Origin of the sequence: Micromonospora sp. DT227 (assembly GCF_049841835.1) — a bacterium.
Taxonomy (GTDB): domain Bacteria; phylum Actinomycetota; class Actinomycetes; order Mycobacteriales; family Micromonosporaceae; genus Micromonospora.
Genome location: NZ_JBNCLA010000007.1, coordinates 232525 through 248230, shown reverse-complemented (window position 1 = coordinate 248230; position 15706 = coordinate 232525). Strand labels below are relative to the sequence as shown.

The 15706-nt window shown below is 73.3% G+C and carries 15 protein-coding genes; 8 read left to right on the top strand and 7 right to left on the bottom strand.

The features are described from left to right. Positions 1 to 65 precede the first annotated feature (65 nt). Positions 66 to 2630: a chitinase C-terminal domain-containing protein gene (locus ACLQ2W_RS24060; protein WP_425788823.1), complete on the top strand. Its 2565-nt coding sequence runs from the start codon at positions 66 to 68 to the stop codon at positions 2628 to 2630. Between the two features lie 74 nt (positions 2631 to 2704). Next, on the top strand, positions 2705 to 3943 hold the full coding sequence (locus ACLQ2W_RS24055; protein WP_425788821.1) for an APC family permease: 1239 nt from the start codon (positions 2705 to 2707) through the stop codon (positions 3941 to 3943). A gap of 7 nt (positions 3944 to 3950) precedes the next feature. Here ACLQ2W_RS24055 and ACLQ2W_RS24050 read toward each other — a convergent pair whose 3' ends face one another. The 3 genes from ACLQ2W_RS24050 to ACLQ2W_RS24040 are packed head-to-tail and all read right to left on the bottom strand — an operon-like array spanning position 3951 to position 6571. Next, positions 3951 to 4304, bottom strand: a complete 354-nt coding sequence (locus tag ACLQ2W_RS24050) for a hypothetical protein (RefSeq protein ID WP_425788819.1) — start codon at positions 4302 to 4304, stop codon at positions 3951 to 3953. Continuing rightward, on the bottom strand, positions 4301 to 4774 hold the full coding sequence (locus tag ACLQ2W_RS24045) for a hypothetical protein (RefSeq protein ID WP_425788817.1): 474 nt from the start codon (positions 4772 to 4774) through the stop codon (positions 4301 to 4303). Before ACLQ2W_RS24045 ends, ACLQ2W_RS24050 begins: the two co-directional genes overlap by 4 nt. Before the next feature lie 36 nt (positions 4775 to 4810). Then, complete coding sequence (locus tag ACLQ2W_RS24040) at positions 4811 to 6571, bottom strand: NAD-binding protein (protein WP_425788815.1); 1761 nt, start codon at positions 6569 to 6571, stop codon at positions 4811 to 4813. 88 nt (positions 6572 to 6659) lie between these two features. Between ACLQ2W_RS24040 and ACLQ2W_RS24035 the strand changes: the two genes are divergently transcribed. From ACLQ2W_RS24035 to ACLQ2W_RS24015, 5 genes are all read left to right on the top strand, one after another. After that, on the top strand, positions 6660 to 7145 hold the full coding sequence (locus tag ACLQ2W_RS24035) for an MSMEG_6728 family protein (protein WP_425788813.1): 486 nt from the start codon (positions 6660 to 6662) through the stop codon (positions 7143 to 7145). A 24-nt stretch (positions 7146 to 7169) separates the two neighbouring features. Next, positions 7170 to 7640, top strand: coding sequence for a hypothetical protein (locus ACLQ2W_RS24030; RefSeq protein WP_425788811.1), 471 nt, complete (start codon positions 7170 to 7172; stop codon positions 7638 to 7640). Positions 7641 to 7755: 115 nt separating this feature from the next. Further along, positions 7756 to 9288, top strand: a complete 1533-nt coding sequence (locus tag ACLQ2W_RS24025) for an FAD-dependent oxidoreductase (RefSeq protein ID WP_425789029.1) — start codon at positions 7756 to 7758, stop codon at positions 9286 to 9288. Positions 9289 to 9587: 299 nt separating this feature from the next. Continuing rightward, positions 9588 to 9920 (top strand): hypothetical protein, encoded by a 333-nt coding sequence (locus tag ACLQ2W_RS24020; protein ID WP_425788810.1) that lies wholly within the window; start codon positions 9588 to 9590, stop codon positions 9918 to 9920. 211 nt (positions 9921 to 10131) lie between these two features. After that, on the top strand, positions 10132 to 10572 hold the full coding sequence (locus tag ACLQ2W_RS24015; protein ID WP_425788808.1) for an HNH endonuclease: 441 nt from the start codon (positions 10132 to 10134) through the stop codon (positions 10570 to 10572). A gap of 128 nt (positions 10573 to 10700) precedes the next feature. On the opposite strand, the gene ACLQ2W_RS24010 is transcribed toward ACLQ2W_RS24015, so the two are convergent. The 4 genes from ACLQ2W_RS24010 to ACLQ2W_RS23995 all read right to left on the bottom strand — a co-directional run bounded on the left by ACLQ2W_RS24010 (position 10701) and on the right by ACLQ2W_RS23995 (position 15072). Further along, positions 10701 to 11012, bottom strand: coding sequence for a hypothetical protein (locus tag ACLQ2W_RS24010; protein ID WP_425788806.1), 312 nt, complete (start codon positions 11010 to 11012; stop codon positions 10701 to 10703). Positions 11013 to 11182: 170 nt separating this feature from the next. Continuing rightward, positions 11183 to 11788 (bottom strand): hypothetical protein, encoded by a 606-nt coding sequence (locus tag ACLQ2W_RS24005; protein ID WP_425788804.1) that lies wholly within the window; start codon positions 11786 to 11788, stop codon positions 11183 to 11185. A 55-nt stretch (positions 11789 to 11843) separates the two neighbouring features. After that, on the bottom strand, positions 11844 to 12602 hold the full coding sequence (locus tag ACLQ2W_RS24000; protein WP_425788802.1) for an enoyl-CoA hydratase/isomerase family protein: 759 nt from the start codon (positions 12600 to 12602) through the stop codon (positions 11844 to 11846). A gap of 76 nt (positions 12603 to 12678) precedes the next feature. Further along, positions 12679 to 15072, bottom strand: coding sequence for a M4 family metallopeptidase (locus ACLQ2W_RS23995; protein ID WP_425788800.1), 2394 nt, complete (start codon positions 15070 to 15072; stop codon positions 12679 to 12681). Between the two features lie 169 nt (positions 15073 to 15241). Here ACLQ2W_RS23995 and ACLQ2W_RS23990 point away from each other — a divergent pair, with 169 nt between their 5' ends. After that, positions 15242 to 15697 (top strand): hypothetical protein, encoded by a 456-nt coding sequence (locus ACLQ2W_RS23990; protein ID WP_425788798.1) that lies wholly within the window; start codon positions 15242 to 15244, stop codon positions 15695 to 15697. Positions 15698 to 15706: the final 9 nt, after the last annotated feature.

Genomic DNA, 15706 nt, shown 5'->3' with positions numbered 1-15706 from the left:
CGCATCGACGCCGGTATACATTTAGCAACCTTAACAGTTAAGTTTGTTAAATGTAGGAGGTGCACGTGCTGGCGAGACGAATCAGCCGCTGGCTGTCGGCCGGCGCCGCCGGTCTGCTGACCGCGGCCATGGCGGTGGTGGTGGCCGCCCCGGACGCCCGGTCGGCCGTCGCCGACGACGAGGCGTGCCGGCCCGACGGGCTCTACCGCACGCCCGGGGTGTCGGTGCCCTACTGCACCGTCTACGACACCGCCGGCCGGGAGAAGATGGGCGCGGACCACACCCGCCGGATCATCGGCTACTTCACCAGTTGGCGGACCGGCCGCAACGGCGCCCCCGCCTACCTGGTCAACCAGATCCCGTGGCAGAAGGTCACCCACATCAACTACGCGTTCGCGCACGTCGACGGCAGCAACAAGATCTCCGTCGGCAACCCGGCCGCCGCGAACAACCCGGCCACGAACATGACCTGGCCCGGGGTGGCCGGCGCCGAGATGGACCCGGCCCTGCCCTACACCGGGCACTTCAACCTGCTCAACAAGTACAAGAAGCAGCACCCGAACGTCCGCACGCTGATCAGCGTCGGCGGCTGGGCCGAGACCGGCGGCTTCATCGACGACAGCGGCAACCGGCTCGACTCCGGCGGCTTCTACCGGATGACCACCACCGGCACCAACACGGTCAACACCGCCGGCATCAACACGTTCGCCGACTCGGTGGTGACGTTCCTGCGCACGTACGGCTTCGACGGGGTGGACATCGACTACGAGTACCCCACCTCCAACAACAAGGCCGGCAACCCGCTCGACTTCGCCCAGGCCGACGCCAAGCGGGCCGGCCTCAACGCCTCGTACCAGGTGCTGATGCGCACGCTGCGGGAGAAGCTCGACCGGGCCGCCGCCACCGACGGCCGGCACTACCTGCTCACCGTGGCCGCGCCCGCGTCCGGCTGGCTGCTGCGCGGCATGGAGTCCTACCAGGCGTTGCAGTACCTCGACTACGTCAACGCGATGTCCTACGACCTGCACGGCGCGTGGAACCACTTCGTCGGGCCGAACGCGGCGCTCTACGACAACGGCGACGACGCCGAGCTGGCCGCCGGCGGCGTGTACGGCGCGTACTCCGGCATCGGCTACCTCAACACCGACTGGGCGTACCACTACTTCCGGGGCGCGCTGCCCAGCGGCCGGGTGAACATCGGCGTGCCCTACTACACCCGGGGCTGGCAGGGCGTCACCGGCGGCACCAACGGGCTGTGGGGGCGCGCGGCGCTGCCCGACCAGACGAAGTGCCCGGCCGGCACCGGCGGCTCGATCGGCTCCACCACCCCCTGCGGCAACGGCGCGGTCGGCATCGACAACCTCTGGCACGACCTCGACGCCGCCGGCAACGAGGTGCCCGGCGGCGCCAACCCGATGTGGCACGCGAAGAACCTCCAGGCCGGCATCACCGGCGACTACCTGACCGGGTACGGCCTCACCCCGGCCACCGACCCGGCCGACCGGATCAGCGGCAGCTACGCCCGCAACTACTCGGCGGCGCTGGCCGCGCCCTGGCTGTGGAACGCCGACAAGAAGGTTTTCCTCTCCACCGAGGACGACCAGTCGCTCGCCGCCAAGGCCGACTACGTGGCCGCCAAGGGCATCGGCGGCGTGATGATCTGGGAACTGGCCGGCGACTACGGCTACGACGCCGCCAAGGGCCGGTACGGCATGGGCGGCACGCTCACCACGCTGCTCTACGACAAGCTGAAGACCGCACCGGCGTACGGCGCCCGCAAGGCGGGCATCACCATGCCCACCCGGACGCTGGACGTGGCGGTCGACATGGGCGGCTTCGCGCTCGGCGACAACAACTACCCGATCAACCCCGAGCTGCGGCTGACCAACAACACCGGCGCGCCGATCCCGGCCGGCGCGCAACTGGAGTTCGACTACCCGACCACCACCCCGGCCACGCTCAGCCAGCAGTCCGGCTGGGCGCTCACCACGGTCTCCACCGGCCACACCGGCAGCAACGTGGGCGGCCTGAAAGGCGACCACAACCGGGTACGCCTCACCGTGCCGGCCGCCATCGCGCCCGGCGCGTACGCCGAGGTGACGCTCAACTACCAGCTCCCGATCTCCGGCCCGGCCAACCTCACGCTCGCGTTCGGCGGCCAGACGTACGCGCTGGCCGCGGACCGGGCGCGCGGCGGCGAGGTGGTCAGCCCGTCGCCGAGCCCGACCGGCTCCACCCCGCCCGGCGGGGGCACCTGCACCGCGCCGGCCTGGTCGGCGGCCACCGCGTACTCCGGTGGGGCGACCGTGTCGTACGCCGGGCGCACCTGGACCGCGAAGTGGTGGACCCAGGGCGAGACGCCTGGTAGCGCGGCGGTCTGGGCCGACCAGGGCGCCTGCGCCGGCTCCCCCACGCCCACGCCCACCGCCTCCCCGACGCCCACCGGCACGCCCTCGCCGACGCCCACCGGCGGGACCTGCACCGCGCCGGTGTGGACCGCCGGCACGGCGTACTCCGGTGGCGCGGTGGTGTCCTACGGCGGGCACCGGTGGACCGCGCGGTGGTGGACCCAGGGCGACGTCCCGGGGACCAACAGCCAGGGCGTCTGGACCGACAACGGCCCCTGCTGACCTCGATCCCGGTGCCGCCGGCGGAATCCCGTCGGCGGCACCGGCCGTTCACGTCCGGCCCCTAGGCTGCCGGTGTGGAACAACTGGCACGCCGGCTCGGCGTACCCGACGCGGTCGTCATCGGTCTGGGGGCGATGCTCGGCGCGGGCGTCTTCGTGGTCTTCGCGCCGGCCGCGTCGGCGGCCGGCGGCACCGGGCTCCTGGTCGCGCTCGCGCTGGCCGGCTTCGTCGCGTTCTGCAACGCCACCAGTTCGGCGCGGCTCGCCGCCCGCTACCCGGAGTCCGGCGGCACGTACGTGTACGGCCGGGAACGCCTGCACCCGTTCGCCGGCTTCCTCGCCGGCTGGGGGTTCGTGGTCGGCAAGACGGCGAGCTGCGCGGCCATGGCGCTGACCGTCGGGGCCTACCTGTGGCCGGGGCGGGCGCGGCTCGTCGCGGTCCTCGCGGTGGTGGCGGTGACCGCGGTGAACCTGCGCGGCATCGGCAAGACCGCGACCGCCACCCGGATCCTGGTCGCGGTGGTGCTCACCGTGCTGGCCGTGGTGGCGGTGACCGGCGTGCCGCAGGTGACGGCCGACCGGCTCACCGCCCCCGCCGATGTCGGGGCGCACGGCGTGCTCACCGCCGCCGGCCTGCTCTTCTTCGCGTTCGCCGGGTACGCGCGGATCGCCACGCTGGGCGAGGAGGTCCGCGACCCGGAGCGCACCATCCCCCGCGCGGTGCCGCTGGCGCTCGGCGCGGTGCTGGCGGTCTACCTGACGTTGGCCGTGGTCGCGCTCGGCGTGCTGGGCACCGACCGGCTGGCCGCTTCCCCGGCGCCACTGGTCGACGTGGTGACCGCCGCCGGCCACCCCGGACTGGCCTGGCTGGTCCGGGCCGGGGCCACCGTCGCGGTGACCGGGGTGCTGCTCTCGCTGCTGGCCGGCGTCGGGCGCACCACGCTGGCGATGGCCCGCCGACGCGACCTGCCGGCCGCGTTGGCCGCCGTGCACCCCCGCCACCGGGTGCCACGCCGGGCCGAGCTGGCCGTGGCCGCCGTGGTGATCGTGGTGGTGGCGCTCGCCGACGTCCGGGGCGCGATCGGCTTCTCCAGCTGCACCGTGCTCGTCTACTACGCGATCACGAACGCCGCCGCGCTGACGCTCGACCGTGACCCGGCCCGGAAGCTGCCGGTGCGGGCGCTCGCGGCCCTGGGGCTGGCGGGCTGCCTACTGCTCGCGGTCAACCTGCCGCTGCCCAGCGTGCTCGGCGGCTTCGGCGTGCTCGCCCTCGGCGCCGTCGGGTACGCCCTCCGCCGCGTCCGCACGACCTGAACCCGGGTCACTCGGTGGCGCGTGGATGGCCGGCACCCGCGTAGGTCAGCCACAGCGTGCGGCGCTCGTCGTCAATCAGGTACCAGATCCGGCCGCCGCCGGTCACCTCGTACTGCCAGCGTTCCAGGTCCTGGCCCTTCCAGTGGCTGGTCGCCAACGAGCCCTTGAGGCGATGGTGACGGTCGGGGTTCGCGGTGGATCGCGGGCTCGCCCGAAGCGATTCGAACGCCCGGCGCAGGTTCGTCGGCACCTGGCGGGCCAGTTGCTCCCAGCCCTCGGCGGCAGCCGAGTCGGCGAAGCGCAGTTCGTACTCCCCGCCGACGGATGGTGGGGCCGCCCGGTCGCCCCGCTTGGGGCTCACGGCTGGGCGCCCGGCTCGGGCACCGGGCCGAAATCGCCGCTGGGCTCCCGACCGACGTGTTCGAGCAGGGTGGGATCGGCGTGCACCTCGGCGGTGTGTCGCCACTGGGTGAGCAGGACCGCGACCGGCGACAGGTTCTCCAGCGAGGCGGCACCCTGCGCGGTCGTGGTCAGCTCGGCGAGCAACTGATCGACGTCCTCGTCGGGCAGGAAGGCCACCCAGGGCAGCGCTTCGCCCAACACGCGGCGGACGACCACCGACGGCTCGGCCCGCACCATGCCGGCCAGCAACCGGGCGGTGAAGTCGACGACGACGGCGTCCCGTTCCAGCTGGTCGGCACGAGTCAGCGCCAGATCACCGGCACCCCGGCGGCGTAGCCGCAGGGCGCGAACCTTCTCCAGCCGGTCCGCGGTGGCGGCCGGATGGTGGAGGAATTCACTGAACGGAAGCTCTTCGTAGACCGCACCCACGAGTTCCACACTACCGTGGAAGTCGACTCGACGGGGTCACTCGTCCGGGTGTCTGGGCGGCGGCACGGGCGTGGTCTCGCGCAGCAGGGCGGTCAGCCCGGCCCGCCGGGCCACCACCGTCAACCGGTCGCCGACGCGCAGCACCACGCGCGGATCGACCGACCAGTCGCCCTTCTGCCCGACCCGGGTGTGCGCGAGCAGGCGCACCTCGCCGGGGCGGGCCACCGCGCCGAGCGGACGCCCGTCCAGCGGCGAGCCGGCCACCACCGGCACCTCGGTGACCAGCAACGCGTGCCGGTCGACCGGAATGGTGGCGATCACCGCGCGGTCCAGCAGGGCCGCCGCGAACGACGGCGCGGCCAGGTAGGAGACGCTGCGTGAGATGCCGATGCCGAACGCCTGCTGGATCCGCTCGGCGAAGTCGCCGTCGAACAGCCGCAGCACCACCCGCAGGTCGGGGTCGAGGGAACGGGCGATCAGCGCGGCGCGCAGGTTCGCCCCGTCGTCGGTGGAGACCACCACCAGCGCCTGGCTGGTGTCGACCGAGGCGGAGCGGAGCGTCTCCTCCAGGCCGGCGTCACCGACGATCACCGGCACCCCGAGCCGGTGCGCCAGCGCCGCGCCGCGCGCGTCCGGGTTCTTGTCGATGGCCACCACCTCGACGCCGAAGTCGTGCAACTGGGCCATCACCCGGGTGCCGATGTTGCCCAGCCCGACCACCACCACGTGCCCGGAGCGGTCCGGCTGGATCCGGCCGGTGTGCAGGGCCAGCCGGGCGTTGACGATGCCGTCGACCACGGCGGCCGTGATCAGCGGGATCAACGCCAGCCCGGCCAGGTTCAGCACCACCTGCATGACCTGCGCGGCGACCGGCTTGTTGACGTCCGGGTCCTGGCCGCTGAGCGTGGTGACCAGGGTGAGGTAGAGCGCCTCACCCCAGGTGACCGCCGCCGCGCGGGCGTTCAGCCAGCCCAGCACCGCGATCACCCCGAGCAGCACCAGCACCGCGATGCCGATCTTGCGGGTGGCGAAACTGCGGATCGCGCGGAGCAGCACCTCCACCGGCTGCCGGCGTCGCCGGGCCCGCACCAGCCGGCGCGCGGCCAGCTCGGTGCCGGGCGGCCGGCCGGTCGCCTCGGCCAGCACCACGTCGGCCGTGGCCTCGTCGGCGGGCAGCACCCGGACCAGCTCCGGGTCGGTCGTGACGGCCAGGCCGCAGACCACGTCCTGCGGGCGTACGTCGGCGCGGCGGGCCACGTAGAGCGTACGGCCGGCGTGCCGGAAGTGGGTCGGGGCCAGCTCGCCCAGCGCGGCGGCGACGAAGGCGGGCGCGGCCATCGACGCGTCGGAGAGCACCGCCGAGCCGGGGAAGAGCTGCCGCAGCCCGTCCGCGAGGTTGGTGTTGAACATCCGGGCCACCAGGCGCAGCCGGGGCTCGACCTCCTGGGCGCAGAGCGCGGCGTGCATGTTGCCCACGTCGTCCTGGTGCAGCAGGGCCAGGCCGTCCGCGTCGGCCAGCCCGGCCCGGCGGAACGTGGCCTCGTCGAGCCGGTCCGCCGCGACCACGCGTACCCCGGGCACGTCCCGCCCGTCCGGGCCGTCGGAGCGGCGGCGCTCCGGCACCACGAGCGTGACCCGCACCTGACCGGCGGTCGGGCCGGCGCCCAGCAACGCCCGGACCACCCAGTAGGCCAGCGGGTCGGAGCCGCAGACCACGAAGTGGGGGCGCTCGTCGCCGTTCGAGCGGAGCCGCCACCCGGTCGCGCGGCGCGCACGGTCGCGCAGGGGCTCGGCCATGCCCGGATCGTAGTCAGCCGCTCGCGGCACGCACAGCCCCCTGCGATCTTGAAGGCATGGTGCCGCCGGGTACGGGTAGAGCACCGCCATGCAGACGTTCCTGCCGTATCCGGACTTCCTGGCCAGCGCCCGGGCCCTGGACCAGAAGCGGCTGGGCAAGCAGCGCGTGGAGGCCATCCAGGTGCTGCGCGGGCTGACCCGCCCGGACTACGGCTGGCGCAACCACCCGGCGGTGAAGATGTGGGCCGGATACGAGGAGGCGCTCACCCGATACGGGCTGGACATGTGCGCGGTGTGGTGCGAGCCCGGCCGGGCGGACACCTGCGCCGCCACGCTCGTCACCGACCTCGCCACCGCCTGCGGCCTCACCACGATCCGGACCCAGGACGCGCTTGCCGCCACCGGTGACCTGCCGCCCTGGCTGGGCCGCGACGACCTGCACCGCAGCCATCGGTCGTCGCTGCTGCGCAAGGATCCCGCCCACTACGCGCCGCTCTTCCCCGCCGACACCCCGCCCGACCTGGACTACGTCTGGCCCGCCTCGGACCGCCCCCGCCGGTGTCTGCCGGGATAGGACGTCCCCGCCTAGGCTGTGCGGATGACGACCGCACCGCGGGAGGCGGAGACGCGCATCGGTCCGGTCGGCGCGCTGCTCTGCCGAGTGCTGTTCCTGGCGATCTGTCTGGCCGGGCCGGTCCTGTTGGTGCCCGTCGTGTGGCACAGCCGGAGCCTGTCCACGGTGGACTTCTGGGGCCTGCTCGGCGGGGACCTCCTGATGACGGTCGTCGGCGTCGGCTTCGGCGTCTGGGGCTTGCGCCTCGTCACCCGCTCGCGCCGCGACATGCGGCGGCTCGCCGCCACCGGCGTCGCCGCCACCGCGGAGGTTCTCACGGTGGCCAACAACCTGGGTGGCGAGGAACCCGGGTTGAGACTCCGCCTGCGGATCAGTGGCCCCGGGTTCGCCGCCTTCGAGGTCGAGGCGGTCCGCCCCGACGACCCGGCTCTCGTGCCGGGAGCGATTCTGGCCGTGGTCGTGGACCCGGCGGAACGCGTCTTCTCCTTCAGGTAGCTGTCGGGTCGCCACAACTGTTAAGCGGGGGCCCCGGCACATCCGTATGCGTTAAGCGGGGGCCCCTCCTTCGGCTCGGGCACACTGGGGAGCACTGTTGAGCGGAGGGTGGGGCGTGGGGCTGTCGCAGAAGGTTGGTCGGCTCATCGGCGTACGTGAGCACGTGGTGGACCCGGGCGGTGGTGGCGCGCCGCGCGTGCCGCGCCCGGCGTCGGCGCTGGTGGTGGGTGGTGGCATCGCCGGGATGTCGGCGGCGGTGGTGCTGGCCGAGCGCGGCGTGTCGGTGACCGTGCTGGAGGCCGCGCCGCACCTCGGCGGCCGGCTCGGCGCCTGGCCGGAGGCGCTGGCGGACGGCCCGCAGCAGAACGAGCACGGGTTCCACGCGTTCTTCCGGCAGTACTGGAACTGGCGCGCGATCCTGCGTCGCGTCGACCCGACGCTCGGTTTCCTCAAGCCGATCCCCGGCTATCCGATCCTGTCCGCGCAGTGGCCGACCGAGGAGTTCGGCAAGTTGCCGCCGGCCCCGCCGGCCAACCTGCTGGCGCTGCTGCTGCGCAGCCCGAGCCTGCGCCTGACGGACCTGCGGGCGATGGACCGGGACGCCGCGTTGCCGCTGCTCACCTACGACCCGGTGCGCACCTACGCGGAGTTCGACGAGCGCACCGCGGACGAGCTGCTCACGTCGCTGCGGTTGCCGGACCGCGCCCGCGCCATGCTGTTCGAGGTCTTCTCGCACTCGTTCTTCAACCACGAGGCCGAGATGTCAGCCGCCGAGATGATCGCCCAGTTCCACTTCTACCTGCTCGGCAACCCGGAAGGGCTGGCCTTCGACTGCCCGGACGAGGACTATGCGACGGCGATCTGGGAGCCGCTGACCCGGTACGTGGAGAAGCACGGCGGTCGGGTGCTGACCGGCACGCCGGCGGCCCGGCTGGACCCTACGCCTGAGGGTTGGCGGGTGACCGGCGCCGACGGCGACGGCTGGGAGGCCGGGCATGTGGTGCTCGCGGTCGACCCGCCGGCGCTGGCCGCGCTTGTCGACGCCTCCCCCGGCCTGGTCGCGACCGCGCCCGAACTGGTGGCGCGGATGCCCGCGTTCGGCCGGCCCGGCCCGCCGTACGCGGTGGCGCGCTACTGGATGGACGGCGACGTCCGCCGGGACCGGGCGGTGTTCAGCGGCGTCTCCCGCCAGCCCACGCTGGACTCGGTGACGCTGTACCACCGGCTGGAGGCCGAGCCGCGCCGCTGGGCGGAGCGCACCGGCGGTTCGGTGGTCGAGTTGCACGCGTACGCCTGCGAGCCGGACGTGCCCGCCGACGAGTTGGCCGCCCGCATGCTGCGGGAGCTGACCGCGCTCTGGCCGGAGGTGGCCGACCTGCGGGTGCGTGAGCTGCGTGCCCGGGTCGAGGCGCAGGCCCCGGCGTTCACCCCGGGCAGCCACGCCGGCCGGCCGGGGGTACGCACCGACGCCGAGGGGCTCTATCTGGCCGGGGACGGGATCCGGACCGAGTTCCCGAGCGCGTTGATGGAGCGTTCGGCGGCCACCGGGATCATCGCGGCGAACCACATCCTGCGGGCGGAGGGGGCGGCGGCCGAGCCGGTTCGGTCGATCCGTCCGCGCGGCCTGCTGGCGGGCCGGTCCCGATGATCCGTCGGTAAACGGTCAAATCACGCATTAAGGTCAAGCGGCGAGCACCGCGACCCGGACGGAGGAGCGGCGGGACGAACGTTCGGTCGTGGTCACCGCGCTGCGGCTCGGCTGGTCCATGGCGGACGCCTACCACCACGCGCAGACCGCCGACCTGACCGACGGCGGGGATCGACCGGCGACCGCCCCGGCGAAACTGTCCAACCTGACCGAGATGTCGGGCCGGCACCGGCTCGGCATGTACCTGGACGGCGTGGACGTGGCGCTGGCCCGGATCGCCGCGGGGCATCTTCTGGCCGGTGCTGGCGCCGCTGCTGGTGGTGCTGCTGGCGGTGGTCGGGGCCAGCGCCGCCGCGGCGGTCGGCTCCCCCACCACCCGGGCGGCGGTGGCGCTCGTCGGTCTCGGGGCCGGGCTCACCGCGATCTGGCGGTCGATCTCCACCCCGACGCTCTCGGTGGCCGCCGAGGTGAACCGGCCGCTGCTGGAGAGCGAGCTGGTGGCGCAGATGAGCGCCCGGATCGACCGCCCGCTCACCGCCGCCCGCCGGGCCGGACGGGCCGGCCGGCAGCGACCGCCCTCCGACGGGAGATCGAAATACGTTGCCCACGTCTCCGGCGTGGACCTACCGTGAACGCGCAAGGTCAACCACCGCTCCGGGAGCCGTCCATGTCGCTGCGATCCGCCACCACGAAGACGTCGTGGCTGCTCGACGACGGCTGCCCGGGGTCCGGACGGCCCGACTGACGCGCACGTCGCGCGCCCACGTCGTCGCCGCCCGGTCCCCGTGGACCGGGCGGCTTTTTCGTCGCCGCACCACCTACCGATCGTGAAGGGAGAGCCCGGTGGACGCCGTCCTCGTCATCAACGCCGACCTCGGCCCGCTGCACCGGGTCACCGTCCAGCACGCGATCCGGATGCTCTGCCGCCGGGTCGCGGAGATCCACGAGTCCGAGCCGGACCGGCTCATCGGCGTCTTCCCGATGCCCCGGGTGGTCCGCCTCGTCCGGTACGTGGTGACGCGCTGGCGGTTCAGCGCCGGCCCGGCCTGGTCCCGGGCCGGGGTGCTGGCCCGCGACCGCCGCCGGTGCGCCTACTGCGACGGCCCGGCCAGCACCGTCGACCACATCGTGCCCCGCTCGCGCGGCGGCCGTAACACCTGGGGGAACACCACCGCCGCCTGCTACGCGTGCAACCAGCGCAAGGGGGACCGGACCCCGGCCGAGGCGGGCATGCCGCTGCGGCGGGAGCCGGCGACGCCGAGCTGGGTCGCGCTGGCGCGGTGACGGACGGCCGGCGGGCACAGGGGGCGGCGCCGGGGGTACGCCTCCGGCGCGGCGCCCGCCGGCCCCGTCCGCCCCGCTGAGATCTTGGTACAGGTCGGCCCCCCGGAGGGGCGGTTCCGTACCAAGATCTAGGCATTTCCGGGACTCCCCGGTGTGGCGCGCGGTCGCGGTGGGCCTTCGCGTTCCGTCGCCGGGTCGGCGGGATGCGCCCGCAGGAACGCCTCGGCCCGGCGCGCGTCGCGGAGAATCCACCAGCAGCCGATGCCGAACATGACGCCGGTGACGCCGATCAGGGCCAGCCAGATCGGGGCGAGACTGAGCAAGGCTTGGCCGATGTTCATCGTCAGCAGGCCACCGAACAACGGGACGAACCACCGCTGGCGGACCATCTGCGCCGCGGTCGTGCGCAGCCAGGGCAGATCCTCCGGGGACTCGACCACGTCGCGACGGACCGCCCGTGCAAGCTCACGGCGGCGACCCCAACTCACCGCCCACAGCCGGAACTCCCGACCGGCCCGGTAGCTGCCGGCCCCGTACCGTCCATCATGGCCCCCGATGTGAGAGATCTTGGAAGGAAATGGCCCTCGCAGGGGCCGAAATCTTCCAAGATCTAGTGCGGCACGCGGGTCGGCTCGGTCGAGTGGTGGCGTAGGAACGTCGCCGCGCGGCGGGCGTCCCGGTGGACCTGCCAGCCGGCCAGCGCGAACAGCACCGCCACCAGGCCGAAGATGCCCAGGGTCACGGGCGAGGTGATCTGCGCCAACGCCTGCCCGAGGTTGACCACCACGAGCCCGGCCGCGAGGATCGCCCACCAGCCGCCGTCCACCATCTGGCGGGCGACGACGGTGAGCGTCGCCAGGTCGGTGCCGGCATCGATGTCGCCATGTCGCACCTGCTTGACCAGCCGGGACCGTTCCCGCATCCCCATCGCCCACAGCGGGGACTGCCGACGCGACCGGAGTCGCCCGCGTCGGGCGGCCCACACCAACGCACCGACCTCGACCAACAGGCCGAGGACGGTGAGCGCGATCCCGGTGACCGGCGCCCACTCCGGCGGCTGCCCCCACGACCAGGACGGCAAATTGCCATCGCCCACCTGCCGGGCGATCAGCACGCCGAGCACGCCGCCCAGCAGCGGCACGCCGAGCATGATCCAGAAGAACCGGCGTCGGCCGCGCCGGATCAGGTGTGCCTGGTCGCTCCGACCGTCCATCATGGCCCCCGTTCGTCACTCGGGGCGTACCCAGCGGGGGCGGCCGGTCAAACGGCGGTCAGCGAGGGGCCCAGCCGAAGCGCGGCGGTCGGCGTTCGTTGGCCGCCGCCACCCCCTCGCGGGCCTCGCCGCTGTCCCGCACCTGCGCGTGCCACCAGGCGATCCGGTCGGCGTCGGCGCGCCCGTCGATGATCTCCTTGGCGGCGGTCACGGTGAGCCGCGAACGCCCGGCGACGGTGGCAGTCAGCGCCGCCACCCGGTCGGCGAGCGCGGCGGCCGGCAGCACCTCGTCGACCAGGCCGATCCGCAGCGCCCGCTCGGCGTCGACGAGGTCGCCGGTGAACAGCAGGTGCTTGGCTGCCGACGGCCCGACCAGGCCGGCCAGCCGGCGGGTGGTCGGCGCGGGATAGACCAGGCCGAGCCGCGCCGGCGGTACGCCGAACCGGGCGTCCGCCGCGGCCAGCCGCAGGTCGCAGGCGACGGCGAGCTGGCAGCCGCCGCCGACGCAGGCGCCCTCGATCGCGGCGACCGTGGGGCGGCCGAACGCGGCGAGCCGCTCCTCGGCGGCCACCGCGATGCTGTGGTCGCCGGCGGCCAGCAGCTCGTCCAGGTCACCGAGGTCGGCGCCGGCGCAGAACGTGCCGGCCGCGCCGGTGAGCACCAGCACCCGGACCGCCGGGTCCGCCTCCAGGCCGTCGAGCAGCACCGGAAGCTGCCGCCACATGGCCGGGGTCATGGCGTTGCGCCGGGCCGGGTTCCGGATCACCACGGTCGCCACCGGGCCGTCCACCGTGACGGTCAACTCCGCGTCGGACATGGTGCGACCGTAACGGGCGGGGCCCGGCGACCACCCGCGTGGGGTGGCCGCCGGGCCCCGGGGTCGGGCGGTCAGGTCAGGAGACGTCGACCGCGGTGTCGTCGATGACGAACGACGTCTGGAGGGACGCGTCCTCGGTGCCGGTGAACTTCAGCGTCACGGTCTGCCCGGCGTACGCGGCCAGGGAGAACGACTTCTGGCTGTAGCCGGTGGCCTTGTTCAGGTTCGAGTAGGTCGCCAGCGTCGCCAGCACGGTGCCGGACGAGTTGAGCACCTGCACGTTCAGCTTGTCGTACTGCACGCTGGTGGTGGACTCGGCCGAGTCGATGTGCAGCCAGAAGCTGAAGTTGTAGGTCGAGCAGCCGCTCGGCAGCGCCACCGACTGCGCGATGTTCTCGTTGCTGCTGTAGCCGTAGCCGTTCAGCCAGGCGAACCGGGTGCCGCCGTGCGCCGACTGGCCGCTGAAGGCGCCGATCGCGCCGGTGGTGCCGGTCCACGGGCTGGTGCCGCTCTCGAAGCCCGCGTTGCCGAGCTTCTGGCCGGCGCCGGTGCAGCCGCCGCCGGTGCCGGTGACGGTCAGCGAGTACGTGGCGGACTTCGCGCCCGACGTCGCGTTACCGGTGACCGTCACCGCGTAGGTGCCGGTCGGCGTGCTCGCGCTGGTGGCGATGGTGAGCGTGGACGAGCCGCCCGAGGTCACCGAGGCGGGGCTGAACGACGCGGTGGCGCCGGTCGGCAGGCCGGACGCGGAGAACGTCACGGTCTGCGCGGTCCCGCTGGTGGTGGCGGTGGCGACGGTGGCGGTGGCGGAACCGCCCTGGACGACCGAGCCGGCGGTCGGGGAGAGCGACACGGAGAAGTCGTTCCCGGTGGAGCTGCACGGCGCGTCGCTGCCGGCCACGTTCACCGCGGTCCACGCCGCCTGGACGGCCTTGTACTCGGTGGAGCAGTTGCCGTACAGGTCGGTCGCCGCCCGCAGGCTGTACGCGCGGGCCGTGTTCGACGGGGTGGTGGTGTTCACGTACGAGGTGTTCGAGGTGAAGTACACGTCGAGCGCCCGGTACCAGATCTTCTCCGCCTTGGCGCGACCGATGCCGGTCACCGCCGGGGCCGAGCCGCAGACCGGCGAGGTGCCGTACGCGGTGGCGCCGGTGCCCTCGGCCAGGTTGAAGTAGAAGTGGTTGCCGACGCCGGAGGAGTAGTGCACGTCCTTGTTCTTCGTGCTGGTGGACCAGCAGGAGTCGGACGAGCCGTCCAGCGACGGGTTGTACATGTAGCGCAGCGGCGTGCCGTTGCCGTTGATGTTGATCTTCTCGCCGACCTGGTAGTCACCCGGGTCGCTGGGCGCGGCGGCGTAGAACTCCATCATGTTGCCGAAGATGTCGCTGGTGGCCTCGTTGAGGCCGCCGGACTCACCGGAGTAGACCAGGCCGGACAGCGCCTCGGTGACGCCGTGGCTCATCTCGTGGCCGGCCACGTCCAGCGAGACCAGCGGGCGGGAGTTGCTCGACCCGTCGCCGTAGGTCATCTGGGACCCGTCCCAGAACGCGTTGACGTAGTTGTTGCCGTAGTGCACCCGGCTCGGCACTCCCTGGCCGTTGCCGAAGATGCCGTTGCGGCCGTGCACGTTGAGGAAGTAGTCGAACGTCTTGGCGGCGCCGAAGTGGGCGTCCACGGCGGCCGACTGCCGGTTGGAGTTGGCGCCGTTGCCCCACGCGTTGTCGGCGTCGGTGAACGTGGTGCAGGTCGAGGTGCCGTTGTTCATGTCGCAGGTACGGCCGTTGCCGTGCGACGGGTCGATCATCTGGTAGGTGCTGCCGGAGAGCGTGGTGTCGATGCTGACCGAACCGGTGTAGATGCCCTGGCCGCTGCCGACCACCGACTCGATCTCGTCGTACGAGCCGATCACCTTGCCGGTGGTGGCGTCCGTGACGACGTGCAGCTTCGACGGCGTCTGCTTGTCCGCCTTCCAGCCGGAGGCGACCGTCTCCCAGGCCAGCCGGCCCTTGCCGCTGCTGGCGTCCACGAACAGCTCGGGCGCGCCGACGGAGGTGAGGCTGCCGGAGAACGCCTTGCGCGCGCTGGCCTTGGCGGCGTCCGCGCCGACCTTGGCGCTGGTGCCGAGCGTCAGCGGGGCGGACAGGCCGACCGAGGTGCCGCTCATGGTGCCGTTCGGGGCGGTGTGCACGACGAAGTCGCCGCCGTAAACCCGCAGGCCCTGGTAGGTCCGGGTGTAGCGGGTGTGCGCCGCCCCGGAGGGGTCGACCTTGGTACGGACGGCCTGGTACGCCTCCCCGCCGGCACCCTGCACGGCGCCGGGGTTGGCGCGCAGCAGGCTGTCGGCGCGTGCCGCGGCGGCACGCTCGGGGCTGGGGGCGCTGGGCGCTGCCGCTTGCGCCGTGCTGGTGACGCAGGCCAGCACGCCGCTGGTGAGCAGCGCTGCGCTGACGGCGGCGACGGTTCTTTTCACATGCCCTCCTGAAAGGAAGTTGTGACGGGGGTAGTCACTCATGTAGATATAGCTGAGACATCGACAGACGTGAAAGAGGGCGACGGCTTCCCGCCTCAGACACTGACCGAACGGATGAGGGGGGCGCGGTGGTCCGGAACCGGGTGGCCCCGTCGTGCGTCCGATCGGTATGAGAGCAGCCCCCGCCGCGGCGATCGCCCTCGCCGCCGTCCTCACCCCGCTCGCCGGCTGCGCCCGGGCCGACACGCCGGCCCCGGTCGGACCGGCCGCCACCGGACTGCCCGGCGTCGAGGTGGTCCTCGTGCGTTCCGGCGGCATCGCCGGGCTGACCGACACCATCACCGTGCGGCCGGACGGTCACTGGACGAAGACCGACCGGGCCGGCGCCACCCGCGACGGCCGGCTCGCCGACGCCGACCTCGACCGGCTGCGGCAGCTCACCGTCGACCCCCGGCTGACCGCCGAGGCCGCCGTCACCGTGCCGGCGACCATGTGCGCCGACGCGTTCAGCTACCGGCTCACCATCGGCCCGACCACCAGCTCCTACGTGGACTGCCCGCCGCAGGCGACCCCGCCGGCCGCCACCGCCGAGGTGGTCGGCCTGCTCACCCGCGCCACCGGCTGACCCGGGCCG